The following is a 24,819-nucleotide window of genomic DNA, read 5'->3' on the forward strand; positions in this document are numbered from 1 at the left end:
AAGTAGTTCCTCTCGCCCCCCCAAGTCCGCAGCAGGTGCATGATGAGCAGCCATGACGGCCTGATGGTTTTTACTGGCAACGCAAATCCCGCGCTTGCCCAGGAAGTCGTCAAGATCCTCGGTATTCCCCTCGGCAAGGCTATGGTTAGCCGCTTTTCCGACGGTGAAATCCAGGTCGAAATCCAGGAAAACGTGCGCGGCAAGGACGTCTTCGTCCTTCAGTCGACTTGCGCGCCGACCAACGACAACCTGATGGAACTGATGATCATGGTCGATGCGCTCAAGCGCGCATCCGCAGGCCGGATCACCGCAGCTATCCCATACTTCGGCTATGCCCGCCAAGACCGCCGCCCCCGTTCGGCGCGCGTCGCCATCTCGGCGAAGGTCGTGGCGAACATGCTGGAAATCGCCGGCGTCGAGCGGATCATCACGATGGATCTGCACGCTGACCAGATCCAGGGCTTCTTCGATATTCCCGTCGACAACATCTACGCAACGCCCGTGCTGCTCGGCGATCTGCGCAAGCAGAATCACGAGAACCTGCTGGTCGTTTCGCCGGACGTCGGCGGCGTGGTGCGCGCCCGTGCGCTCGCCAAGCAACTGAATTGCGATCTCGCCATCATCGACAAGCGTCGTCCGAAGGCGAACGTCGCCGAAGTGATGAACATCATCGGTGAAGTCGAAGGCCGCACCTGCGTGATCATGGACGACATGGTCGACACCGCCGGCACGCTCTGCAAGGCCGCGCAAGTGCTGAAGGAACGCGGCGCGAAGAAGGTGTTCGCTTACGCCACGCACCCGGTTCTCTCGGGTGGCGCAGGCGAGCGTATCGCCGCTTCGGCTCTGGACGAACTGGTCGTGACCGACACGATTCCGCTGGGCACCGAAGCGCGTTCGTGCGCGAAGATCCGCTCGCTCACGAGCGCAGGACTTCTCGCCGAAACGTTCTCGCGTATCCGTCGCGGCGACTCGGTGATGTCGCTCTTCGCGGAAAGCTGACAAGAATTGACGCGCAAGGCGCGGTGTTCGCAAGAGCGCCGCGCTTTTGTACGTAATCGGCGCGAACGGACGAAGGTTCGCGCTGCATCGCTGGGGGCCCAAAGGCAGGCGTTCTGCTGAAAAGGCCCCGTTTTACTGCCTGGTCGCGGGCAGTGCAATGGAGAATCAAATGAAAGTCATCGCTTTCGAGCGTAACCTGCAAGGTACGGGTGCGAGCCGCCGCCTGCGCAATGCTGGCAAGACCCCTGGCATCGTGTACGGTGTTGGTTCGGAGCCGCAACTGGTCGAAGTCGACCACAACGCGCTGTGGCACGCCCTGAAGAAGGAAGCCTTCCACTCGTCGATCCTCGAACTCGAAGTGGCCGGCAAGTCGCAGCAAGTGCTGCTGCGCGACGTGCAATACCACCCGTTCCGTCAGCTCGTGCTGCACGTCGACTTCCAGCGCGTGGATCCGAACAAGAAGATCCACACGAAGGTGCCGCTGCACTTCATGAACCAGGAAACCAACCCGGCTGTGAAGACGGGTGGCGCGATCATCTCGCACGTTCTGGCCGAAATCGAAGTCCAGTGCCTGCCGGGCCAACTGCCGGAATTCCTCGAAGTCGACCTCGCGAAGATCGAAGCCGGTCAATCGCTGCATGCCAAGGACATCACCCTGCCCGCAGGCGTGACGCTGGTTCAGCACGTTGAAGCGGAAAACCCGGTCGTCGCGTCGGCACCCGTGCCGGCTGGCGCCCAGGCGGCAGCTGAAGGCGAAGAAGCACCGGCTGCGGAGTAATCGCAGCGGCTTGAATGAGCCGATCCTCTCGATCCGTTTCCCTGAAACGGACGACGTGACCCGCCGCGGTTCGCCCCGGCGGGTTTTTTTTCGCACTTTTTCGTACACTTGCGGGTCAGTTCAACGATTTACGCAGGCGGAACACCACAATGATCAGGTTGATCGTCGGGCTCGGCAATCCGGGCGCCGAATACACGGCGACGCGCCACAACGCGGGCTTCTGGCTCGTGGACCAGCTCGCGCGGGAAGCCGGCACGACGCTGCGCGACGAGCGGCGCTTCCACGGCCACTACGCGAAGGCGCGCCTCTACGGCGAGGAAGTGCATCTGCTCGAACCGCAGACCTATATGAACCGCTCGGGGCAATCGGTCGTCGCACTCGCGGCCTTCTTCAAGATCCTGCCCGATGAGATCCTCGTGGCGCACGACGAGCTCGATCTGCCACCCGGCGCCGTCAAGCTCAAGCTTGGCGGCGGCAGCGGCGGCCACAACGGTCTGAAGGACATTTCCGCGCATCTGTCTACGCAGCAGTACTGGCGTTTGCGCATCGGCATCGGCCATCCGCGCGACCTGATTCCCGAAGGCGCGCGCGCCGGTGCGAAGCCCGATGTTGCGAACTTCGTGCTCAAGCCGCCGCGCCGCGAGGAGCAGGACGTGATCGACGCCTCGATCGAACGCGCGCTCGCCGTAATGCCGACGTTCGTGAAGGGCGAGGCCGAACGCGCGGTGATGCAGCTGCATCGTAACGGTTGAAACAAGGAGAGCGTCTTGAGTCGTTACTGGAGTGACATCGTCAACCGGCTCGTGCCCTACGTGCCGGGCGAACAGCCCGCGCTCGCAAAGCCGGTCAAGCTCAACACCAACGAGAATCCGTATGCGCCCTCTCCGCGTGTGCTCGAGGCGATCCGCCACGAGCTTGCCGAGACGGGCGAGTCGCTGCGCCGCTATCCCGACCCGGTCGCGAAGCGTCTGCGCGCCGCCGTGGCCGCGCATCACGGCATCCGCGCGGAGCAGGTGTTCGTCGGCAACGGCTCGGACGAGGTGCTAGCTCACGCGTTCCAGGCACTGCTCAAGCACGACAAGCCGATCCTCTTTCCCGACATCACCTACAGCTTCTACCCGACCTACGCGCGGCTCTACGAGGTCGAGTACCGCACAGTGCCGCTCAGCGAGCAGTTCACCATTCGGGTCGACGACTTCCGCCAGCCGAATGGCGGCGTGATCTTCCCGAATCCGAATGCGCCCACGGGTCACGCGCTGCCGCTCGCGGAAATCGAGCGGCTTGTCGCGGCGAACACGGAATCCGTGGTGGTGATCGACGAAGCGTATGTGGATTTCGGCGCCGAATCGGCGATCGCGCTGATCGACCGCTATCCGAACCTGCTGGTCGTGCACACGACTTCGAAATCGCGCTCGCTCGCGGGCATGCGCGTGGGTTTCGCGTTCGGTCACCCCGATCTCGTCGATGCGCTCAACCGCGTGAAGGACAGCTTCAACTCGTACCCGCTCGACCGTCTCGCGCAAGCCGCCGCCACAGCCGCTTACGAAGACGCCGAGTGGCTCAGGACCACGAGCGCGCGCGTGATCGCAAGCCGCGAGCGCCTGACGGCCGCGCTCACGGCGCTTGGCTTCGAGGTGGTGCCTTCGGCGGCGAATTTCGTGTTTGCGAAGCATCCTGCGCACGACGCGGCCGCAATTGCGGCCAAGCTGCGCGAAAAAGAGATCTTCGTGCGCCATTTCAACGCGCCGCGCGTGAATCAGCATCTGCGCATCTCGATCGGCACCGATGCCGAGTGCGATACGCTCGTCGATGCGTTGAAGGCCATCGTCGCGTGAGAAGACGGCAAGATGAAATAAAAAACGCGCCAGTTGGCGCGTTTTTTATTTCCGGAGGATTCCGCGATTCAGGCGTTGTTCTTCGCCGCCGTCAGCGCGTGATACTTCTGCATCAATTGCTCGGGCGACTCGACATGCTCCGGGTTCTTGGGAATGCACTCCACCGGGCACACCTGGATGCATTGCGGCTCATCGAAATGGCCGACACATTCGGTGCACTTTTTCGGGTCGATCACGTAGATTTCCGGGCCCATCGAGATCGCGTCGTTAGGGCACTCGGGCTCGCACACGTCGCAATTGATGCACTCGTCGGTAATCATCAGGGCCATGCTGTTCTCACTTCCTGCCGGCGCGAGGGCCGGCTCACACGTTGCTCAGCCCTATAGTTTACGCTGCTTTCGCCGCGCGTTCACACCTTCGTAGCCGTGCCGCCCATCGAGGCCACCTTGTCCTGCAAGCGCTTTTCCACGGAAGGAAACACGAACTTGCTCACATCGCCGCCCAATTGGGCGATTTCACGCACGATCGTGCCTGAAATGAACTGATATTGGTCCGAAGGCGTCATGAACATCGTCTCCACGTCGGGCAGCAGGTAGCGGTTCATGCCCGCCATCTGAAATTCGTACTCGAAGTCCGACACTGCGCGCAGGCCGCGCACGATCACGCGTGCGTTATTGGTCCGCACGAAGTCCTTCAACAGGCCCTTGAAGCTCATGACCTGCACGTTCGGATAGTGGCCGAGCACCTCGTGGGCAATCTCGAGCCGCTCGTCGAGCGAGAAGAAAGGCTTCTTGTTGCGGCTGTCCGCAACGCCGACTACCAGCGTGTCGAAAATGCTCGACGCGCGCCGCACGAGATCTTCGTGGCCGCGCGTGAGCGGATCGAAGGTACCGGGGTACACGGCGACTACCATGAGGCTTCTCCTCTCAACAGAAATGGGGTGCAATGCAATGCCGTGGCAACGTATGCACACGTGCGTGCGTGACGGCCAAGCCGCCCGCCGCTTCTTATCGAACGCGCATTATTCCTCATTTTCGCGCTGCAGCAAATGATAGTGAACCGCACCCGCCCTGCCCTCGCGCACCACGCTCCAGCCCGCCAGCGCGGGCCGCGCAGCCGGATCGATGAACTCACCCGACTCCACGTAAAGCCAGCCGTCCTGGGCGACGAGCGGCGCGGCCAGCTCGAGCGCACGCTCGAGCAGCGCAGTGTCGCCGAACGGGGGATCGAGGAACACCACATCGAACGAGCCTGGCGCGAGATTGGCCGCGAGGCGCAGTGCGTCGGCTTCCGCGATTTCGACCATGCGCGCGCCAAGGCGCGCCTGGTTCGAGCGCAATTGCGCGGCGGCGCGCGCGCTGCGCTCCACCATCACGACGCGTGCGGCGCCGCGCGAGGCCGCCTCGAAGCCGAGGCCGCCGCTGCCCGCGAAAAGGTCGAGGCATCGCAGGCCGTCGAGGCGCTGGCCGAGCCAGTTGAAGAGCGTTTCGCGCACGCGGTCGGGGGTTGGGCGCAGACCATCGAGATCGAGCACCGGCAGCGGCGTGCGCTTCCAGTCGCCGCCGATGATGCGGATCGTGTGCGCGCCGCCGCCGCCGCCACCACGTGCGCGCGGATCGGATTGATGGGTGCGGCCGCCTTGGCCACGTGAAGATGAGGAACGGGTCATGCGTTGGGTCGTACGGCTGCGTGCATTTGACCTCCGGCAGCCAACTTGCCGGCGGAACTCGACTGTGAGGTTCGGGCGCGACGCTTTCGCATCGCGCCCTCCAATGCGCGCACGTTACCACAGGGGCGCGCAGGTGCCGCGCACGCGCCACAACGACCCCACGACGACGCCGCAGCGACTCCAGCCAATGCGCCTGATAAAATGCTATGTTTTCCGCGCGTTACCTCTTCCCAAGCCGTCGCTGACCGCCCCTCGGTCCGACTCGCAGCGCGCCTGACCCACCCCCAGACCATGTTCAGTTTCTTCAAACGATTCCGCGGCTCGAAGGACACCGAGAACGCGCAGGACGAAGCCACCTTCGAGGCGCCGGACGAGGCTGTTGAAGCGCCCACCAGCGCGGCGCGCGAAACGTCGCCCGCGCCGTCCGCTCCACCGGCCGTGATCGCTCCGGTCAAGCCGCAACAAGCCGCCAACGACAACGACGACGACGATCCGCAAGCCGTCGAAATCGTCCCGCCGCCCGCGCTCGAGGCCGCCGCAAAGCAATCGTGGCTCACGCGCCTGAGGTCGGGGCTCTCGAAAACCGGCTCGAACATCCAGAGCATCTTCGTCAATGCGAAGATCGACGACGATCTCTACGAGGAGCTGGAAACCGCGCTGCTGATGTCGGATGCGGGCGTCGACGCGACCGAATATCTGCTCGAAACGCTGCGCCAGAAGGTGCGCGCCGAGCGCCTGACCGACGCACTGCAGGTGAAGAACGCCCTGCGCGAGCTGCTCATCGGCCTGCTCAAGCCGCTCGAAAAGTCGCTCATGCTCGGCCGCGCGCAGCCGCTCGTGATGATGATCGCGGGCGTGAACGGCGCGGGCAAGACCACCAGCATCGGCAAGCTCGCCAAGCATCTGCAAAGCTTCGACCAGAGCGTGCTGCTCGCCGCCGGCGACACGTTCCGCGCCGCCGCGCGCGAACAGCTCGCCATCTGGGGCCAGCGCAACAACGTGACGGTCGTGCAGCAGGAAAGCGGCGACCCGGCGGCGGTGATCTTCGACGCCGTGAGCGCCGCGCGCGCACGCCGCATCGACGTGGTGATGGCCGACACCGCGGGCCGCCTGCCCACGCAACTGCACCTGATGGACGAGCTGAAGAAGGTCAAGCGCGTGATCGGCAAGTCGTTCGACGGTGCGCCGCACGAGGTGGTGCTCGTGATCGACGCGAACACGGGCCAGAACGCGCTCGCACAGGTCAAGGCTTTCGACGACGCGCTCGGCCTCACCGGCCTCATCGTCACGAAGCTCGACGGCACCGCCAAGGGCGGCATTCTCGCCGCGATCGCGCGGCAACGCCCGATTCCCGTGTATTTCATCGGCGTGGGCGAAAAGGTGGAGGACCTGCAGCCGTTCGTCGCCGAAGAATTCGCCGACGCGCTGCTTGGCAGCTGACAGCGCGCTTTACCCGGACTTAGACGCACGAAGGGCGTCGTTCTCACGAACGACGCCCTTCTTCATTGGTACGGTCAGACGCTCATTCCGTATCCGGCTGCATACCCGGCGCGGCGCGCGCAAACGCATCGAGCGTGAGCGCGTAGTCGTTGATGCGCTGAATGGTCGGGTAACGCGTCGTGTCGATCTTGAACCGGTTCGCGTTGTAGACCTGCGGCACGATGCAAAGATCGGCGACAGTCGGCGTGTCGCCGAACGCGAGCTTGCCGGTGCGCGGATCGCTGGCGAGCCGCTGTTCGAGCGTCGCGAAGCCCGCCTCGATCCAGTGGCGATACCACGCGTCTTTCGTCGCATCATCCGCGCCCACGGTGTGCTTGAGGTACTTGAGCACGCGCAGGTTGTCCACCGGATGAATCTCGCACGCCACCTGCAGCGCGAGTGAGCGCACGTGAGCGCGATCGATGGGCGACTTCGGCAGCAGCGGCGGCTCGGGATGCGTCTCTTCCAGATACTCGATGATCGCGAGCGACTGCTGGAGCGTGTGCCCTTCGTCGTCGACGAACGCCGGCACGATCGCGTCGGGATTCACCTGGCGGTAGGCGGGCTTGAGCTGCTCGCCGCCGTCGCGCACGAGGTGAACCGGGACGTACTCGTACGGCAGGTTTTTCAGATTCAACGCAATACGCACTCGATACGATGCCGAACTGCGGAAATAGCTGTAAAGCTTCATGCTCCTCTCTTGCTCCCCTTGAATCGTGATGCGGCCCGCGCCGCTCAGACGACCCGCACGGCGAATTCGCCGATCCCTGCCACACCGCCCGTCATCAGGTCGCCCTTGACCACGGCGCCCACGCCTTCGGGCGTGCCCGTGTAGATCAGGTCGCCGGCCTTGAGCTCGAACAGCGTCGAAAGGAACGCGATCGTGTCGGCAACCGGCCAGATCATCTGCGAGATGTCGGAGCGCTGCTTGTCTTCACCGTTGACCGCGAGCCAGATTTCGCCCTTCGCGAGCTGGCCGATCTTCGAAACCGGATGGATCGGGCCGATCGGCGCCGAATGGTCGAAGCCCTTGGCCGTATCCCACGGACGACCGAGCTTCTTCGCCTCACCCTGCAAGTCGCGGCGCGTCATATCGAGGCCGAGCGCATAGCCATACACGTGGTCGAGCGCGCTCGCGACAGGAATGTCCTTGCCGCCCTTGCCGATCGCCGCAACGAGTTCCATCTCGAAGTGCACGTTCTGCGATTGCGCAGGATACGGAAATTCGGCGGTCGAGCCGGGCGCAACGTAGAGCACGGCGTCGGCGGGCTTGGAGAAGAAGAACGGCGGTTCACGGTTCGGATCGTGGCCCATCTCGCGCGCGTGCGCTTCGTAGTTGCGGCCAACGCAGTAGATCCGCCGCACCGGGAAACGCGTGTCGCTGCCGGCCACCGGCACCGAGGCGAGCGCCGCCGGTTCGAATACGTACGTCATGGAGTTCTCCGTCTTTGTGATGGGGCGTGCGCGAGGCACGCGGCCTGTACATCTTTAGGGCTTTTAAGGCGTGAAGGCACGGCTTGCGCCGCCAGAACAATCGCGAGTGTAACGCGCGACGGTGAGCGTGCGCGGCGGAGACTTCAAGTGGCCGGCGCGGTGCGGCCGGCGCGGTGCAGCCGGCGAGGTGCGGCCGGCGAGGTGGGGTCCGCCCAGGCGGGCCGCAGGCGTGGCCGGCGAGGCACGGCGTGCTCGTGCGATACTTCTCGCATCCCCCATTTCAATATGACGGCGGCCCGCCGCACGCCGTCGAACGAACCGCGCTCGCCCATGACCACCGCCGACTCCACCGACATCTTCCCGTGCGCCCGCTTCATCAAGGAGATCGGCCGCGGACCGCACGGCGCACGCTCGCTCTCGTCCGAAGACACGCATGCCCTTTACGCCGCCATGCTCGACGGCCGCGTGCCCGAGCTGGAGCTAGGCGCGGTCCTGCTCGCCTACCGCCTTAAGGGCGAAACCGCGGATGAGCTGGCCGCCATGCTCGCCGCGGCGCACGCCTCGTTCGCGCCGCTCGCGGTGCCGCGCGGCGACTATCGGCCTGTGTCGATCCCAAGCTACAACGGTGCGCGCAAGCAGCCGAATCTCGTGCCGCTGCTCGCCTTGCTGCTCGCGCGCGAAGGCGTGCCGGCGCTCGTGCACGGCGTCGTCACCGATCCGGGCCGCATCACGAGCGCGGAAATCTTCGCGGCGCTGAATCGGCCCGAAGCACGCGATCACGCCGAAATCGAGGCGCAACTGGCGTCGGGCCGCGTGGCGTTTTCGTCGATCGAAACGCTCGCGCCCAAACTCGCGCGCCTGCTCTCGATGCGCCGGCGCATGGGCGTGCGCAACTCCACACATACGCTCGTCAAGCTGCTGCAGCCGTTCGCCGAGCCGGGCCTGCGTCTCGTGAACTACACGCACCCGCCGTACCGCGAAAGCCTGAGCGCCCTCTTCGCGGCGCATCCGGAAGCGGCGGTGGGCGGCGCATTGCTCGCGCGCGGCACCGAGGGCGAAGCCGTCGCCGACACACGCCGCCAGGTGCAGGTCGACTGGCTGCACGATGGCATCTGCGAAACGCTGATCGAACCGGAGCGCTCGTCGCCCGGCGCGCCCGAAGTCGATCTCCCCGAAGGCCGCGACGCGCCCACTACGGCCGCCTGGATCGAAGCCGTGTTGCGCGGCGAAGCGCCGGTGCCGGAAGCGATCGCGCGCCAGATCGAGACGATCAAGCGCATCGCGAAGCACTAACGATCGAACCAGAAACACGTCGCACAATCCGCTGAAAGCCGTATGGAGCGGGCAACCCGCGCGTTCCACCACAAGCGCATCGGCGCGCTTCGTCGGCCATCTTCACGGATCTCCACTCGGGCAATCGCAAATTCTCTGTTGACACGCGCATCCGCCCTGATTTACATTGGACAAATGCGTTCCTACCCGAACCCCCTCCGAATTACCCTCGGCCGACTATCGGCCCTATCGCTACGCCTAGCCTAAAGCTGGTGTAGCGCCGCAACGACCCCCTCCTCCGGTCACCGCGGTCCTCCCAAAGCAGTTCTCGCAGTACCCCAAATCCGCTGTATCTCTACAACCTGTCGTCTGCATTCGTCCGCTTACCGTTCGGACGAGTCGCGAGGTCAAAATGCACGTTGCATGGGCATCGTTCACGTCCGCTTTCGCCGCGCCGGCTACCGCCGTCACCGTGGCCGTCTTCTTCGCGTCCGAGGTTGCCGCCCGCACGCGTGAAGTTTCGCGCATCGTGCTCCGTCGCCAGCCCGCCAACCGCCCGCTGCCGACCGCCATCGCAAACGACACCATGAAGAACGAGGCTCGTCATGTTGCGTAATCCCGCCGAGAAGTACCGCCCCTTCCCCGCCATCCGCTTGAACGGCCGCAAATGGCCGACGCGCACCGTCGAGCGCGCGCCGATCTGGATGAGCACCGACCTGCGAGACGGCAATCAGTCGCTGATCGAGCCGATGAGCATCGAGCAGAAGACCGAATTCTTCGAAATGCTCGTCGCGATCGGCTTCAAGGAAATCGAAGTCGGCTTTCCGTCCGCTTCGCAGACCGACTTCGATTTCGTGCGCAAGCTGATCGACGAAAAGCGCATTCCCGAAGATGTGACGATCGAGGTGCTCGTGCAGTCGCGCGAAGAATTGATCGCGCGCACGTTCGAAGCGCTCGAAGGCGTGCCGCGCGCAATCGTCCACCTTTACAACGCGATCTGCCCGTCGTTCCGCAAGATCGTGTTCGGCCAGTCGAAGGACGAAGTAAAAGCGCTCGCGGTCGAAGGCACGCGCATCATCCGCGAACATGCCGATAAAAATCCGCAAACGCACTGGACGTACCAGTATTCGCCCGAAACCTTCAGCATGACCGAGTTGACCTTCGCGCGCGAAGTCTGCGACGCGGTGGCCCAGACGTGGCACCCGACGCGCGATCACAAGATGATCGTGAATCTCCCGGCGACCGTCGAGGCGGCGATGCCCAACGTCTACGCCGACCAGATCGAGTGGATGGACCGCAATCTCGCGTACCGCGACAGCATTGTGCTTTCGGTGCATCCGCATAACGACCGCGGCACGGCAGTGGCCGCCGCCGAAATGGCGCTGCTCGCGGGCGCGGACCGTATCGAAGGCTGCCTCTTCGGCAACGGCGAACGCACCGGCAACGTCGATCTCGTCACGCTCGCGATGAACCTCTATACCCAGGGCATCGATCCGGGCCTCGACTTTTCGGATATCGACGCCGTGCGCCGCGTGGTCGAGCGCTGCAACCAGTTGCCCGTGCATCCGCGCCATCCGTACGCGGGCGACCTCGTGTTCACGGCGTTCTCGGGCTCGCACCAGGACGCGATCCGCAAGGGCTTGGCACAGCAGCAGCCCGACGCCGTCTGGGAAGTGCCCTATCTCCCGATCGATCCCGCCGATCTCGGCCGCAGCTACGACGCGGTGATCCGCGTGAACAGCCAGTCGGGTAAGGGTGGCGCGACGTACCTGCTCGAACGCGGCATGGGCTTCACGCCGCCGCGCCGTGTGCAGATCGAGTTCAGCCACGCCGTGCAGACCGTCGCCGATACCTCGGGTGAAGAGATCACGGGCGACGCGGTCTGCGCGCTCTTCGCGCGTGAGTACTTCGAAACACGCGGGCCGGTTGCCGACGCCGGTTCAGGTCGTGTGCGCTGGGAAGGCCGTGAAGTGGCCATGCCGGCTGCCGTGAGCATCGACGAAGCGCATGCGCAGGCCGTGGCCGCCGCAGTCGCGGCAATGGCCGGCGAGCGCATTGAAATCACGTCGTTCGAGACCGAGCGCACCTCGCAGGGCGGCACGGCCGTGTTCGTCGGCGCGCGCGTGGGCGGCCAGCCGTTGCGCCACGGCGTGGGCGTAGGAGAAGACGCGGTCCATGCGTGCGTCGCCGCAGTGGTCAGCGCGGTGAATCGCGCGGTCTGGCCGCAAGTGGATCAGCGAGTGGCGGCCTGACACCTTCCGCGCGGTGCGCGAAGCAGCTTGAGTTTCAGCAGGGAAATCGGCGGCATTGTTGAGCGCCGGCGGCAAAACGGGCCGCCGGCGTGCGCCTGAAGCGCCCAAGCGGCGTTTCAGCGAGTGGACTTACCGGTCATCACTCGATCGCGCAACGCGTCGCCTGCCATGCGAGCAGACGCCAGTGTCCCCCTTCCTGCGTCTGGATCGCCGTATAGGCAATAGGAAAGAGGAGCGCACCGTTGTTCGCTTCCATCTCGATGAGCACGCGGCCGGAGACCACGCAGGCCTCGTTGCCAGCGTGCAGCACGTCCTGCGACTGGATCTCGATCTGGCGGTAGCGGCGGCGGCCCGCCGTGATCGCGTCGATGAACTGCTGCTTGGTCTCGCGTTTGCCGTTGGTGTGCACGAAGGTCGCGTGATCGGACAGCAACTGGTCCAGCGACGTGCCGTCGCCGTCGACCATCGCGCGAAAGCGCTCGCGCTCAAGTCCGCGAATCGCATCGATTAGTTTAGCCGCCATCGCTCGAGCCCCTTGCGCGTCGGCCCGCGCCTGAGCGCAGATCTACGCCGAAGATTTTCTGCATACGTCTGGCTGAAATTTATACCAGGATTTGGCGCAAGGATACTTGCGATCAAAGACAACGCCTCCATGTATGGTGCATAAACCACGCGCCCGGTGAAAGCCGCGCGTGGCGGTAGCGGCATCCCCATGGCCGCGCCCGGATGTCGCAGCGCAGCACTTTCCACTTTGTCTGATGTCTATTTGTCAGGTCCGGTGGCAAAGTCCAGGCGCTCCGCGCCCCTTCAAGCACCTCTGATTCCACCCTTTATTTCCCGCGCCCTCGCGCTGGAGTGCTGTCCCGTTCTAGAGTGTTCCTTCGGCCTGCCCCCTGCGCGGGCCTCCGCCGGCGCCAGGCCCCGCCCTGCTTGACTGGCGGCGTTTAGTGTAACCTATCGATACAACCACTTCGATAGGAACGAAGGAACCTTGAAGTCCCTACAGGCTCCAAGTATTAGCACTCGGTGATTCAGAGTGCTAACATCCACCGTGGAGTCGGTATCTGACTTTCGCAAGATTCTGAGGAGTTCGCTACGTGAGCAACGCAATGACCATGACCCTTCCGAGTACGCTGAGCCCGTCGTCGGCCAAGGCCGGGGGCTCATTGGCGCTCGCGAGTGCTTCCCTGTTGCCCGGCCAGCTGGGCAACATCGACGCCTATATTCAGGCCGTGAACCGGATCCCGATGCTGACGCCTCAGGAAGAGCGTCAGTTCGCGACTGAGTTTCGCGAGCAAAACAATCTTGAAGGCGCGCGCCGCCTGGTGCTGTCGCACCTGCGTCTCGTCGTGTCGATCGCTCGCAATTATCTCGGCTACGGCCTGCCGCACGCCGACCTCATCCAGGAAGGCAACATCGGCCTGATGAAGGCCGTGAAGCGCTTCGACCCCGAGCAGAACGTGCGCCTCGTGTCGTACGCCATGCACTGGATCAAGGCTGAGATCCACGAGTACATCCTGCGCAACTGGCGCATGGTGAAGGTCGCCACGACCAAGGCGCAGCGCAAGCTGTTCTTCAACCTGCGCAGCCACAAGCAGGGCCTGCAGTCGTTCACGCCGGAGGAAATCGACGGCCTCGCGCAGGAACTGAACGTGAAGCGCGAAGAGGTCGTGGAGATGGAAACGCGCCTATCGGGCGCCGACATCGCGCTTGAGGGCCAGACCGAAGACGGCGAGGAGTCGTTTGCCCCGATCGCCTGGCTCGCCGACTCGCACAACGAGCCGAGCGCCGTGCTTGCCGCACGTTCGCGCGACCGCCTGCAGTCGGACGGCATTGCGAGCGCGCTGGAAGCGCTCGACGCACGCAGCCGCCGCATTATCGAGGCGCGCTGGCTCCACGTGGACGACGACGGTTCGGGCGGCTCGACCCTGCACGAACTGGCCGACGAGTTCGGCGTTTCGGCCGAGCGTATTCGCCAGATCGAGGCGAGCGCCATGAAGAAGATGCGCACCGCGCTCGCCGACTACGCGTAAGCCGCCGCTGGCTTCAACGCCAAACCGAAAGCCCCGTTCCCGCGAACGGGGCTTTTCTTTTGCGCACCCGCAATCTGCGCACCTTCGCACCGGCCTCGCTGATTCCACCCTAAGATGATTTCGAGGTGGTGAGCCAGAAGCCGCGCCGCGGTCTGGCCTCGTAACGCGTTCGAGGGCACCCTTCGTCATGATCCCGGCATCCGGTCAACGCCAGCGCATACCGTCGTTGCTGCGCACGCGAATCCTCCAGTGGATGCGCGGCCCCACCTTCGCGCGCGATATCGCCCTCGTTCTCGCCGTCAAGCTCGTCCTCTTGATGGCGCTCAAATACGCGTTCTTCAATCACCCGCAGGCAGAAGACATGAACATGCCGCCTGCCGCTGTCGCGCAGGCCATCCTGGCCGTGCCCCTGTCTTCGGCGCTCAAGCCGTCCGCGTCCCAGCCTCAGACCATGCCGCCGCACCGAGGAGGCCGTCATGCCCACGATTGAAACGGTGGAACTCTCGCGTCTTCAATTCGCCATCACCGCGCTCTACCACTTCCTGTTCGTGCCGCTCACGCTTGGTCTCTCGTGGCTGCTCGTCATCATGGAGTCCGTCTATGTGATGACCGGCAAGGAGATCTACAAAGACATGACGCTGTTCTGGGGCAAGCTCTTCGCCATCAACTTCGCCATGGGCGTCACCACCGGCCTCACGATGGAGTTCCAGTTCGGGACCAACTGGTCGTACTACTCGCACTACGTGGGCGACATTTTCGGCGTGCCGCTCGCCCTGGAAGGGCTCGCGGCGTTCTTCCTCGAATCGACCTTCGTCGGTCTCTTTTTCTTCGGCTGGAATCGCCTGTCGAAAGGCGCGCACCTCTTCACCACGTTTCTCGTCGCGCTCGGCTCGAACCTCTCGGCGTTGTGGATTCTCATCGCCAACGGCTGGATGCAGAACCCCGTGGGCGCGGCGTTCAACTATGAAACCATGCGCATGGAACTCACCAGCCTGTTCGCGGTGATCTTCAACCCCGTTGCGCAGGTGAAGTTCGTGCACACGGTTTCGGCCGGCTACGTGACGGCGTCGATGTTCGTGCTCGGCATTTCGTCGTGGTACCTGCTGCGCCGGCGCGACGTGGAGTTCGCGCTGCGCTCGTACGCGATCGCCGCGGGCTTCGGCCTGGCGTCCACGCTGTGCGTGCTGATCCTCGGCGACGAATCGGGCTACACCGACGGCGTCGTGCAGCAGGTCAAGCTCGCCGCCATCGAGGCCGAATGGGACACCGCGCCCGCGCCCGCGCCGTTCACGCTATTCGGCCTGCCTAACCAGAAGGAAGAGCGCACCGACTACGCGATCCGCATTCCTTGGCTGATGGGCATCATCGCCACGCGCTCGATCGACACGCCCGTGATCGGTCTGAAAGATCTGATGGGCCGCGCCGAGGTGCGCATCCGCAATGGCATGCTCGCCTACGCCGCGCTGCAAAAGATGAAGGAAGGCACCGCCGACACCGAAACGCGCGACGTGTTCGAGGCGCACAAGGCCGATCTCGGCTACGGCCTGCTCTTGAGGCGGTTCACGCCGAACGTGGTCGACGCGACTTCCGAGCAGGTCAGGGCTGCATCGCGAACGGCGATCCCGCCCGTCGCGCCCGTGTTCTGGTCGTTTCGCGTGATGGTCGGACTTGGCATCCTCTTTCTCGTGACCTTCGTGCTCGCTTTCTGGTTCTGTGCGCAGCGCTCGCTGCTCAAGGACAACCGCCGCTGGTTCCTGGGCTGGGCCTTGGTGGCGATCCCGCTGCCGTGGCTCGCCGCCGAATTCGGCTGGGTCGTCGCGGAAGTGGGCCGCCAGCCGTGGAGCATCGCGGAAGTGCTGCCCACGCGCCTTGGGGCTTCGAGCCTCGCACCCGGCGACGTGATGCTGAGCATCGCGGGCTTCGTGATCTTCTACACGGTGCTCTTCATCATCGAGATCACCCTGATGTTCAAGTACGCGCGCCTCGGGCCTTCGTCGCTGCATACCGGTCGTTACTTCCACGAGCAGACGGCCGCGCTGGCGACCGGCGGCGAGCTCACGTGATCGATGCGAGACGACGACAGACGCGAGGAAACACGCCATGGACTACGCAACGCTCAAGTTGATCTGGTGGGTGCTGATCGGCGTGCTGCTGATCGGCTTTGCGGTCACCGACGGCTTCGACATGGGCGCGGCCGTGCTGCTGCCCTTCGTCGGCAAGACCGACGAGGAGCGCCGCATCGTCATCAACGCGGTCGGCGCGACGTGGGAAGGCAACCAGGTCTGGTTCATCACGGCGGGCGGCGCGATGTTCGCCGCGTGGCCGCTCGCCTATGCGGCGTCGTTCTCGGGCTTTTACTTCGCCATGCTGCTCGTGCTCTTCTCACTGTTTTTCCGTCCCGTGGGCTTCGACTATCGCGGCAAGCGCGTGGACGTGAGATGGCGCCAGGGGTGGGACTACGGTCTCTTTATCGGTGGCTTCGTGCCCGCGCTCGTGATCGGCGTGGCGTTCGGAAATCTGCTCCAGGGCGTGCCGTTCGTGTACGACACGGACCTGCGCGTGACGTATCACGGCAGCTTCTTTGCACTCCTCAATCCGTTCGCGCTGATCTGCGGACTGGTGAGTCTTTGCATGCTCACCGCGCACGGCGCGGCGTTCCTGAAGATGAAGAGCGACGGCGTCGTCGCCATGCGCGCCTCGAAGGCGCTGCGGCTCTTCGCGGCGCTCACGATCGTTTTGTTCCTCGTGGCGGGCGCGCTCGTGGCGACACTCATCGGCGGCTATACGATCACGTCGCCCGCGCCTTTAGACACGGTGGCCAATCCGCTCCTGAAAAGCGTCGATTCGGGGCCAGGACTCTGGCTCGCGAACTACGGGCTTTATCCGTGGATGGCGCTCGCCCCTGCCGCGGGCTTGCTCGGCGGCGTGCTCGCGTTCGCACTCGCGGGCTCGCGCTTCGAGCGGCTCGCGTTCCTGAGCACGGCGCTGCAGATTGTCGGCGTGATTCTGACTGCGGGCTTTTCAATGTTCCCGTTCATCATGCCCTCGTCGCTCGACCCGCGTTCGAGCCTCACGGTCTGGGACGCGACCTCGAGCAAGATGACGCTCGAGATCATGCTAGTGGCCGTCATCATTTTCCTGCCGATCGTGCTCGGCTACACGGCATGGGTCTATCGCGTCATGCGCGGCAAGATCACCGCGGGTACGATACGGGACAACCAGCATACGTTGTACTAAGCGCCCAGGCGATTTAGCGGCACCGGAGACAAAAACGCCGCGGCAGTTCATGCCGCGGCGTTTTTCATAGGCATACAGCGAATCGATTACGCCGGCTGGAGCGCCAGTTCACGTGCATAGCGCGGCGCGGCGTCGCCGACCACGATGTGCAGCGTATCCGCCGAAATCCACGCTACGTCGAGCGCGCCGAGCCTCTCGCGATCCACCGCCGCCGAGTCGCGCACGATCACGCGCAGGCGCGTGGCCGCCACCGCGTCGAGCGAGACGATGTTGGCTACGCCGCCGAACACCGCAAGCCAGCGCGACGGATTCGGATCGAGCGGGCCCTGCGCGACATCCGCGCTCGCGTTCGCCTGAGCAGCCTGAACGGCCTGACCCGCAGGCTGCGCGGCCGCAGCCGCCTTGACGGCCGCCGCACCGCCGCGTGCGATCTCACCGCGAATCTCATCGGCGATGATGTCCGCTTCCGGCCCGATGACAACCTGCACGCTTTCGCCGCCGCGCTTGAGCACGCCGCGCGCGCCGATCGCCTTCAACGCCGGCTCGGAAACATGCGCCGGATCGGCCACCGTGAGACGCAGACGCGTCGTGCATGCATCGACCACCTTGAGGTTGGCCGCGCCGCCCAGCGCATCGATGTAGCGCGCAGCACGCGAGAGCGATGCCGCCGTTGCCGCGCCGCCCGCTGCCACCGTAACGCCCGACATCGACGAGGCGATTGCCGTATCGTCCGCCGAGGCTTCACGGCCCGGCGTGGGCAGATTGAAGCGGCGGATGAAGAAGCGGAACAGCCCGTAGTACACGACCGCATAGACCACGCCGAGCGGAATTGCATACCAGCCGTGCGTGGAGAGCCCGTAGTTCAGCACGTAGTCGATCGCGCCCGCCGAGAACGTGAAGCCGAGCTTGATGCCGAGCAGCGAGCAGATCGCGAGCGACAGCCCCGTGAGCACCGCGTGGATCGCGTAGAGCACGGGAGCGAGGAACATGAACGTGAACTCGATCGGCTCGGTCACGCCCGTGAGGAACGAGGTGAGCGCCATCGAAAGCAGCAGGCCGCCCACCATCGCGCGCTTTTCCTTCGGTGCTTCGTGCAGCATCGCGAGGCAGGCTGCCGGCAGGCCGAACATCATCACCGGGAAGAAGCCGGCCATGAAGCTGCCCGCCGTGGGATCGCCCGCGAAAAAGCGGTGCAGATCGCCCGTGACGGCCGCGCCGCCGGCTGCCGGCGTGAACGAGCCGAACACGAACCACACGAGCGAGTTGAGGATGTGGTGCAGACCCGTGACGAGCAAGAGCCGGTTGAGCAAGCCGTACACGAAAGTGCCGATCGCGCCCGCCGTAGTGAGCCAGTGACCCGCGGTGTCGATCACACCCTGCACCGGTCCCCAGACGTAGCCGAACACGATGCCCAGCACGAGACACGTGAGCCCTGTGACGATCGGTACGAAGCGTTTGCCGCCGAAGAACGCGAGGAACTCGGGCAGCTTGATGTCCTTGAAACGGTTGTACAGCATGCCCGCGACGACACCGGCCACCACGCCTGACAGCACGCCCATGTTGAGCTTGTCGTTGATGTCCTTCATCACGGCCATCTGGACCAGATAGCCCAGCGCGCCCGCGAGGCCGGCGACGCCGTTGTTGTCCTTCGCAAAGCCCACTGCAATGCCGATCGCAAACAGTAACGGCAGGTTATCGAAGATCGCGCCGCCCGCGTCGGCGATGATCTTGATGTTGAGCATGTCGGCCTGGCCGAAGCGAAGCAGGATACCGGCGACCGGCAGCACTGCGATGGGAAGCATCAGCGCGCGGCCGAGGCTTTGTATCTTGAGAAACGGATTGCCATCCATTGAACTGCCTCCAGTCTCTATCTCTTGTGTGACGTGTGTCGGTGAGAGAAGCCGGCGCGCGATCGCTGCGCGCGCTGGCGTGTTTTTAAGAATTGCTTAGGGTGGGTAAAACAGAAACCATCAATCGAGCGGCCAGCTTTCGCGGCTTGCCGCACGCACGGCTTGCGCCGATTCGAGTGCGAGTGCGTTCTGCGCGCGCTCGCGACAGTCGTTGTAGTCGAGCTTGCGCACGCGCGCCTTGATCGACGGCACCGAAACCGGATCGACGGAAAGCTCCGTCACGCCGAGGCCGACGAGCAGCGGCACCGCGAGCGGATCGCCCGCCAGCGCGCCGCACACGCCGACCCACTTGCCGTGCTTGTTCGCGCCCTCGACCGCCGCTGCCACGAGACGCAGCACGGCCGGGTGCAGGCCGTCGGCTTGCGCCGCGAGGTCAGGCTGGCAACGGTCCATCGCGAGCGTGTACTGCGTGAGGTCGTTGGTGCCGATCGAGAGGAAATCGGCGTGGCGCGCGAGTTGGTCCGCGAGCAGCGCTGCCGAGGGCACCTCGATCATCACGCCCACTTCGATCGGCTCCGTGCGGCCCGCTTCGCGTGCGAATGTGTCGATGCGCTCGCGCAGACGCACGAGTTCGCCCACGTCGGTCACCATCGGCAGCAGGATGCGCACCTTGCCCGCCGGCTTCACGGCAATGAGTCCGCGCAGCTGATCGTCCAGCAGATCGGGCCGCACCTGCGCGAGGCGGATGCCGCGCAGACCCAGCGCCGGATTCGGCTCGGGCGGCAGGGTGAGATAGTCGACTTCCTTGTCCGCGCCCACGTCGAGCGTGCGGATGATCGCCGTGCGGCCCGCGAGTGCGTCCGTGATTGCCTGGTAGCTCTGAAGATGTTCTTCCACCGTCGGCGCGGTCTGGCGATGGATGAAGAGCAGCTCCGTGCGCAGGAGGCCCACGGCGTCCGCGCCGTTTTCCATCGCCGTGTTGGCGTCTTCCAGCGTCGCGATGTTCGCGGCGACTTCCACTGCGTGGCCGTCGCGCGTGGCTGCGGCCTCTTGCGACGTGCGGCGGTTCGCTTCGCGCACGCCGGCGAGGCGCTGCTTTTCGCTGCGCGCGCGTTCGATGTCGAGCGCGCTCGGCGTGTACACAAAGCGGCCAGCACCCGCATCGATGACGACTTCACTGCCCTCGGGCACCGCATGAAGCGCGTCACCGAGCGCGACGAGCGCGGGAATGCCGGCCTGGCGCGCGATGATCGCGGCATGCGAGGTCGCGCCGCCCCGCGCCATCACGAGCGCCATCACGCGCTTGCGGTCGAGCGAGGCGAGATCGGAAGGCGTGAATTCGTCGGCGGCGAGCACGGCTTCCTCGGGCAACGCACGCGCGGCCGTGTTCGACAGACCGAGCGCGCGCAGCACGCGCTTTTCGAGGTCGCGCAGGTCGGCGGCGCGCTCCGCGAGCAGCGGATCGTCCACCTTGCCGAGCACCGCAACCTGCGCGCGGATCGCTTCGCGCCACGCGTAGCCTGCGCTCTTGCCGAGGCTGATCGCGTCGCGCGCGGCGTCGACGAGCGTCGGGTCTTCGAGCAGCACGCGGTGCATCGTGAAGATGCCCGCCTCGCCAATCGCGCCGCGCTGCGAGGCCGTGCGCACGCTCTGGTTCAGCTCGGCGTCCACAGCGGCGATTGCCTTGTCGAGCAGGCGGCTTTCCGCGGCCGACGAGCCGCTCGCGAGTTCGGGCGGCGTGAGTTCGGCTTCGTCCCAGCGCACCAGCTTGCCCACCGCGACGCCCGGCGCTGCGCACACGCCCATGAGCACGCCAGGCTCGGCGGAGGACGCCACGGCGGCCGCGGCTTCCTGCATCACGGGCGCGGGCGACTGCAGCCGCGCCGGCGCTTCGCCGCCCTCGCCTGGTGCTTCACGCAGGAGTTCGGCCGCTACGGCGTCCACGGCGCGCTGCGCCTCCAGGCCGATGCCGACGAGTTCGATGGTCGCGCCCTCGCCCGCGCCGAGGCCCAACAGGCCGACGACGCTCTCGATGGCGGACTTGCGTTCGCCAAAGCGGACCTCGACGCGCGCGTCGACGCCGCGCACCGCTTCGCGCGCCCGCGCCGCGGGCCGCGCATGGAGGCCGCCCGCATGCGTGAGCGTGACGCTGCGGCGCACTTCGTTCGCGATCAATTCGTGGGCGGCTGAGATCTCCGCGCCCTCACGCACGCGCAGCACGAGCAGCGCGGACTTGCCCGCTTCGACGTGACCCGCGCCTGCGCGCTCGATCACTTCGAATGCGTCCGAATTGGCGATCGCGATGACCGAAACGAGGCTCGGCGCATTGCACGCCACCACGTCGAGATCGAACTCGATCAACGTGTCGCCGAGCCGCACCTGCGCACCCTGCGCGACCTTCGGCGTGAAGCCCTTGCCGTTCAGCTCGACGGTGTCGATGCCGACGTGCACGAGCACCTGTGCCCCCTCGGCCGATTGCAGCGTGACCGCGTGGCCGGTGCGCGCGAGATGCACGACGATGCCGTCGCACGGGGCGACGACACGGCCGACGAGCGGATCGACGCCAATGCCGTCGCCGAACAACCCTTCCGAAAACACCGGATCGGGCACCGACGCGAGCGGCACGACCGGCCCGGTGAGCGGAGAGACCAGGACGATGTGCCCCTCGACGCGAGTATGCGGATCCATCAGGTGAGACTCCTCGATGCGTTCCATTCGCTTTCCAATCTAGTGGGTTTCGGTGACTTTGTTCAGGTAACGCGGCTCGTCGGGGTTCCGCCCGCGAGCGGCGGCGAGGCCCGCCGCCATCACGTAAAACGACAAAATGGCCGCGATGGGATCGAGTGCCGCATCGGCAGCCGTTTCGAGCGGCAGCGCAGCGCCGGCTACGTCGGCGGGCGCCGCGAGCAGCACGCGCGCACCGCGCTTTTCCATGTCGCGGGCGAACTCGATCAAGCCTGCCTGCTCCGGCCCGCGCGGTGCGAACACGAGCAGCGGGTAGTCGCGATCGATCAGTTCCATCGGGCCGTGGCGCACTTCGGCGCTCGAAAACGCTTCGGCCTGAATGCCCGAGGTTTCCTTGAGCTTGAGCGCAGCCTCCTGCGCAACGGCGAGGCCCGGACCGCGGCCGATAACAATCATCTGTTTGACGTCACGCAATTCTTCGACGGCCTTCGACCAGTCGAGCGTGCCCGCGCGATCGAGCACGTCGGGGAGCGCGCGCACGGCGTCGACGAACGCGGCGTCGCGCTGCCAGAAGCCGACGAGCTGCGCCGACATCGCGAGCATCGCGATATAGCTCTTGGTTGCCGCCACGCTCAGCTCGGGACCGGCGAGGAGCGGCAGTTCCGTGCCAGCAGCCTCGGCGAGCGGCGAGCCCGCGACGTTGACCATCGCCGCCGTCAGCGCGCCGGCTTCGCGCAGCGCCTTGATCGTCGCGACGAGATCAGGACTCCTACCCGATTGGGAGAAAGCGAGGGCAAACTGGCCGCGCACACGTAAGGGCGCCTGCTGGAGCGTCGCGATCGACATCGGCAACGTGGCCACCGGTACGCCGATGCGGCTCATGGTGAGCGCAGCGAAGTAGCTCGCCGCATGGTCCGAACTGCCGCGCGCGACGGTGAGCGCGACGTGGCGCGGCTCGGCCTTCAGCGCGCGGGCGAGCGCTTCGACGCGCGAGGTGTCCGCAAGCTGGGCGGCGACGACGCTGGCCGAGGCCAGCGCTTCTTTAAGCATATTCGACAATCGATTCTCCTTCGACATAGGTCGCGGTGAGCGCCAGCTCGCGATCGAACACGTTGACATCGGCCCATGCGCCGCGCACGAGGCGGCCACGGTCTTCGATGCCGAGGTAGTCGGCGGCATAGCGCGACAGACGCGCGGAAACGTCCGCGATCGGCAGGCCGATCGAAACGAGGTTGCGCAGCGCCTGGTCCATGGTGAGCGTGCTGCCCGCGAGCGTGCCGTCGGCAAGACGCACGCCGCCAAGGCATTTCGTCACGCGCTGGCTGCCGAGGCGGTATTCGCCGTCGGGCATGCCGGTGGCCGAGGTGCTGTCGGTCACCACATAAAGACGCGGAATGGCGCGCAGTGCGGCGCGGATCGCGCCGGGATGCACGTGCAGCAGGTCCGGAATGATCTCAGCGTACTCGGCATGCGCGAGCGCCGCACCGACCACGCCCGGATTGCGATGATGCAGCGGCGACATCGCGTTGAAGAGGTGTGTGAAGCCGCAGGCGCCGTGTTTGAGCGCGGCCACGGCGTCGTCGTAGGTCGCGAGCGAGTGGCCGATCTGCACGCGCACGCCGCGCGCCGCCATCTCGCCGATGATTTCAATATGGCCCGCGATTTCGGGTGCCACGGTCACCACGCGAATCGGTGCGATCGAGAGGTACTTGAGCACTTCGTCGAGCACGGCCGAAACGGCGGCGTCGGGTTGCGCACCGAGCTTGCCTGGATTGATGTACGGGCCTTCGAGGTGCACACCCAGCACGCGCGCGCCGCCCGCCGTGCGGTTGCGCGTGACGTCGCCGAGGCCCGCGACCACGTTCATCAGCTCATCGCGCGGGGCGGTCATGGTCGTAGCGAGCAGGCTCGTGGTGCCGTAGCGGGCGTGGGTGCGCGCGATGGTTTCGATCGCGTCGCCGGCTTCCATCACGTCCGCGCCGCCGCCGCCGTGCACGTGCAGGTCGATGAAGCCCGGCAGGATGTAGGGTGCGTCGTTTTTCGCCGGATCGGTGGCCTCGCCCGTGATCGCGGTGACGCGTCCGTTCTCGAACGACAGCGTGCCGTAGATCCAGCCTTCAGGGGTGAGTATGTTTCCGCTCAGCATGAGAGTTTTCCGATGAGGCGCATCAAAGCGCGGTAGGACGTTTCGGTGACGTGCATGAGAGAGACTGCGGCGGCGCTCACTGGCGCAGCTCCGCAACGAAGTCGTAATAGCCGTCGCGGCAATAGGTGTCGGTCAGCTCGATGGCGCGCTGATCGGCGGAAAAGCCCACGCGCGTGATGACAAGCAGCGCCGCGCGCGGCTCGACGCCCATCAGCGCGGCGATCTCGCCCGTCGCGTTGACCGCGCGAAAGTGCTGCAGGGCGCGTACCACGGGCACGCGGCGCTGCTCCAGATACGAATACAGCGAGCCTTCGAGGGCTTCCGGGTCCGGCACGATCGACACGGGCAGCGCCGAATGCTCGACGGCCATCACGGTGCCGTCGGCGCGGCGCAGACGGCGCAGGCTCGCGACCGAGGCGCCAGGCGAGAGGCCGAGCTGCACGATCTCCTCGCGGTGCGCGGGCCGTACCTCGCGCGCGAGCCACACCGAGTCCGGTGTGAAGCCGCGCTGCTCCATTTTCTTCGTGAAGCCCGTGAGGCGCGAAAGCGGATCTTCCACGCGTGGCGTGATGAAGCTGCCCGCGCCGCGCGCGCGCCGGATCAGCCCCTGCTCCACGAGCAGTTCGATCGCCTTGCGCGCGGTGATGCGCGACACGCCGATGGCGTCCGACAGCGTGCGCTCCGAGGGCAGCGCCTCGCCGGCCGACCACACGCCGCAGTGAATGGCCGTGGCAAGGTTGCGCGCCAGCTGCAGATAGAGCGGCGTCACATTGCGCGCATCGGGCATCAGGGCAGACCAACGGGTTTCCATGGACTTGGCGCCAGCGGTTGGACGATCGTGGGGGGCCGGACGAGCATGCTACGTGGCAGTGCAGATTGGTCCGGTGCGAGTTCGAGCCCATTATATAACCACAATAAGACCAGTCAACAAATGCCGGGCCGCCGCATAAAATAGAAAAATATCGTTAAAAATCAATACATTACACGATACGAAAGACTGCAGCGAAGAGCAAATTGACATCAGGATTTACCCTGGAGCGGTATCACGGGACCCCACAATAGGACCAGATTGGCATCAACAGGTTATCTGACATAGCCCACCGTAGTACCGCCATAGGACCAAGACGTGACTTCGGCAGGAAAGATCGCA

Annotated in this window: 23 protein-coding genes; 12 read left to right on the forward strand and 11 right to left on the reverse strand. The window is 65.3% G+C overall.

Annotated elements, in window-relative coordinates; genetic code table 11:
• The first annotated feature begins 42 nt into the window (after nt 1–42).
• The 4 genes from M3I54_RS19260 (at nt 43) to hisC (ending at nt 3,612) form a co-directional block, all read left to right on the forward strand.
• Nucleotides 43–999, forward strand: a complete 957-nt coding sequence (locus M3I54_RS19260; protein WP_028201851.1) for a ribose-phosphate pyrophosphokinase — start codon at nt 43–45, stop codon at nt 997–999.
• Between the two features lie 169 nt (nt 1,000–1,168).
• Nucleotides 1,169–1,777: a 50S ribosomal protein L25/general stress protein Ctc gene (locus tag M3I54_RS19265; protein WP_254338667.1), complete on the forward strand. Its 609-nt coding sequence runs from the start codon at nt 1,169–1,171 to the stop codon at nt 1,775–1,777.
• A gap of 149 nt (nt 1,778–1,926) precedes the next feature.
• Nucleotides 1,927–2,529 carry an aminoacyl-tRNA hydrolase gene (gene pth, locus M3I54_RS19270; protein WP_254338669.1) on the forward strand — a complete coding sequence of 201 codons (603 nt, stop codon included), beginning with the start codon at nt 1,927–1,929 and terminating at the stop codon, nt 2,527–2,529.
• Between the two features lie 15 nt (nt 2,530–2,544).
• Nucleotides 2,545–3,612: a histidinol-phosphate transaminase gene (gene hisC, locus M3I54_RS19275; protein WP_254338671.1), complete on the forward strand. Its 1,068-nt coding sequence runs from the start codon at nt 2,545–2,547 to the stop codon at nt 3,610–3,612.
• 68 nt (nt 3,613–3,680) lie between these two features.
• Here hisC and M3I54_RS19280 read toward each other — a convergent pair whose 3' ends face one another.
• The 3 genes from M3I54_RS19280 to rsmD all read right to left on the reverse strand — a co-directional run bounded on the left by M3I54_RS19280 (nt 3,681) and on the right by rsmD (nt 5,281).
• On the reverse strand, nt 3,681–3,941 hold the full coding sequence (locus tag M3I54_RS19280; protein ID WP_069264882.1) for a YfhL family 4Fe-4S dicluster ferredoxin: 261 nt from the start codon (nt 3,939–3,941) through the stop codon (nt 3,681–3,683).
• An 80-nt stretch (nt 3,942–4,021) separates the two neighbouring features.
• On the reverse strand, nt 4,022–4,525 hold the full coding sequence (gene coaD, locus M3I54_RS19285) for a pantetheine-phosphate adenylyltransferase (protein ID WP_254338673.1): 504 nt from the start codon (nt 4,523–4,525) through the stop codon (nt 4,022–4,024).
• Nucleotides 4,526–4,633: 108 nt separating this feature from the next.
• Nucleotides 4,634–5,281 carry a 16S rRNA (guanine(966)-N(2))-methyltransferase RsmD gene (gene rsmD, locus M3I54_RS19290; RefSeq protein ID WP_254338675.1) on the reverse strand — a complete coding sequence of 216 codons (648 nt, stop codon included), beginning with the start codon at nt 5,279–5,281 and terminating at the stop codon, nt 4,634–4,636.
• A 291-nt stretch (nt 5,282–5,572) separates the two neighbouring features.
• Between rsmD and ftsY the strand changes: the two genes are divergently transcribed.
• Nucleotides 5,573–6,721 (forward strand): signal recognition particle-docking protein FtsY, encoded by a 1,149-nt coding sequence (gene ftsY, locus M3I54_RS19295; protein ID WP_254338677.1) that lies wholly within the window; start codon nt 5,573–5,575, stop codon nt 6,719–6,721.
• Nucleotides 6,722–6,803: 82 nt separating this feature from the next.
• Here the strand turns inward: ftsY and maiA are convergent, their stop codons facing one another.
• Both maiA and M3I54_RS19305 read right to left on the reverse strand, forming a co-directional pair.
• A complete protein-coding gene (gene maiA, locus M3I54_RS19300) occupies nt 6,804–7,451 on the reverse strand; it encodes a maleylacetoacetate isomerase (protein ID WP_254338679.1) in 648 nt (215 codons plus the stop codon).
• A 44-nt stretch (nt 7,452–7,495) separates the two neighbouring features.
• Nucleotides 7,496–8,194 carry a fumarylacetoacetate hydrolase family protein gene (locus M3I54_RS19305; protein ID WP_028201842.1) on the reverse strand — a complete coding sequence of 233 codons (699 nt, stop codon included), beginning with the start codon at nt 8,192–8,194 and terminating at the stop codon, nt 7,496–7,498.
• A 330-nt stretch (nt 8,195–8,524) separates the two neighbouring features.
• On the opposite strand from M3I54_RS19305, the gene ybiB reads away from it, so the two are divergent.
• The 3 genes from ybiB (at nt 8,525) to leuA (ending at nt 11,718) form a co-directional block, all read left to right on the forward strand.
• Nucleotides 8,525–9,487 carry a DNA-binding protein YbiB gene (gene ybiB, locus M3I54_RS19310; RefSeq protein WP_254338681.1) on the forward strand — a complete coding sequence of 321 codons (963 nt, stop codon included), beginning with the start codon at nt 8,525–8,527 and terminating at the stop codon, nt 9,485–9,487.
• A 391-nt stretch (nt 9,488–9,878) separates the two neighbouring features.
• Nucleotides 9,879–10,082, forward strand: coding sequence for a hypothetical protein (locus M3I54_RS19315; RefSeq protein ID WP_254338683.1), 204 nt, complete (start codon nt 9,879–9,881; stop codon nt 10,080–10,082).
• Nucleotides 10,072–11,718 carry a 2-isopropylmalate synthase gene (gene leuA / locus M3I54_RS19320; protein ID WP_254338685.1) on the forward strand — a complete coding sequence of 549 codons (1,647 nt, stop codon included), beginning with the start codon at nt 10,072–10,074 and terminating at the stop codon, nt 11,716–11,718. The genes M3I54_RS19315 and leuA overlap by 11 nt, the downstream gene beginning before the upstream one ends.
• Before the next feature lie 139 nt (nt 11,719–11,857).
• On the opposite strand, the gene M3I54_RS19325 is transcribed toward leuA, so the two are convergent.
• Entirely contained in the window at nt 11,858–12,241 is a 384-nt protein-coding gene (locus tag M3I54_RS19325; RefSeq protein WP_028201838.1) for a nuclear transport factor 2 family protein, read from the reverse strand.
• A 574-nt stretch (nt 12,242–12,815) separates the two neighbouring features.
• Here M3I54_RS19325 and rpoH point away from each other — a divergent pair.
• The 4 genes from rpoH to cydB all read left to right on the forward strand — a co-directional run bounded on the left by rpoH (nt 12,816) and on the right by cydB (nt 16,988).
• Nucleotides 12,816–13,751: an RNA polymerase sigma factor RpoH gene (gene rpoH / locus M3I54_RS19330; protein ID WP_254338687.1), complete on the forward strand. Its 936-nt coding sequence runs from the start codon at nt 12,816–12,818 to the stop codon at nt 13,749–13,751.
• Nucleotides 13,752–13,938: 187 nt separating this feature from the next.
• Nucleotides 13,939–14,241, forward strand: a complete 303-nt coding sequence (cydP, locus tag M3I54_RS19335) for a cytochrome oxidase putative small subunit CydP (protein ID WP_254338689.1) — start codon at nt 13,939–13,941, stop codon at nt 14,239–14,241.
• Nucleotides 14,228–15,814 carry a cytochrome ubiquinol oxidase subunit I gene (locus M3I54_RS19340; protein WP_254338691.1) on the forward strand — a complete coding sequence of 529 codons (1,587 nt, stop codon included), beginning with the start codon at nt 14,228–14,230 and terminating at the stop codon, nt 15,812–15,814. The genes cydP and M3I54_RS19340 overlap by 14 nt, the downstream gene beginning before the upstream one ends.
• Nucleotides 15,815–15,851: 37 nt before the next feature.
• Nucleotides 15,852–16,988: a cytochrome d ubiquinol oxidase subunit II gene (gene cydB, locus M3I54_RS19345; RefSeq protein WP_254338693.1), complete on the forward strand. Its 1,137-nt coding sequence runs from the start codon at nt 15,852–15,854 to the stop codon at nt 16,986–16,988.
• Nucleotides 16,989–17,074: 86 nt separating this feature from the next.
• Here the strand turns inward: cydB and nagE are convergent, their stop codons facing one another.
• The 5 genes from nagE to M3I54_RS19370 all read right to left on the reverse strand — a co-directional run bounded on the left by nagE (nt 17,075) and on the right by M3I54_RS19370 (nt 24,480).
• Nucleotides 17,075–18,838, reverse strand: coding sequence for an N-acetylglucosamine-specific PTS transporter subunit IIBC (nagE, locus tag M3I54_RS19350; RefSeq protein WP_254338694.1), 1,764 nt, complete (start codon nt 18,836–18,838; stop codon nt 17,075–17,077).
• Between the two features lie 120 nt (nt 18,839–18,958).
• A complete protein-coding gene (gene ptsP / locus M3I54_RS19355) occupies nt 18,959–21,553 on the reverse strand; it encodes a phosphoenolpyruvate--protein phosphotransferase (RefSeq protein WP_254338696.1) in 2,595 nt (864 codons plus the stop codon).
• A 12-nt stretch (nt 21,554–21,565) separates the two neighbouring features.
• Entirely contained in the window at nt 21,566–22,573 is a 1,008-nt protein-coding gene (locus M3I54_RS19360) for an SIS domain-containing protein (protein ID WP_254338764.1), read from the reverse strand.
• Nucleotides 22,566–23,669: an N-acetylglucosamine-6-phosphate deacetylase gene (gene nagA, locus M3I54_RS19365; protein WP_254338698.1), complete on the reverse strand. Its 1,104-nt coding sequence runs from the start codon at nt 23,667–23,669 to the stop codon at nt 22,566–22,568. The genes M3I54_RS19360 and nagA overlap by 8 nt, the downstream gene beginning before the upstream one ends.
• Before the next feature lie 76 nt (nt 23,670–23,745).
• Nucleotides 23,746–24,480 (reverse strand): GntR family transcriptional regulator, encoded by a 735-nt coding sequence (locus tag M3I54_RS19370; protein WP_254338700.1) that lies wholly within the window; start codon nt 24,478–24,480, stop codon nt 23,746–23,748.
• Nucleotides 24,481–24,819 lie beyond the last annotated feature (339 nt).

Source organism: Paraburkholderia sp. CNPSo 3274, from assembly GCF_024206475.1.
Taxonomy (GTDB): Bacteria; Pseudomonadota; Gammaproteobacteria; order Burkholderiales; family Burkholderiaceae; genus Paraburkholderia.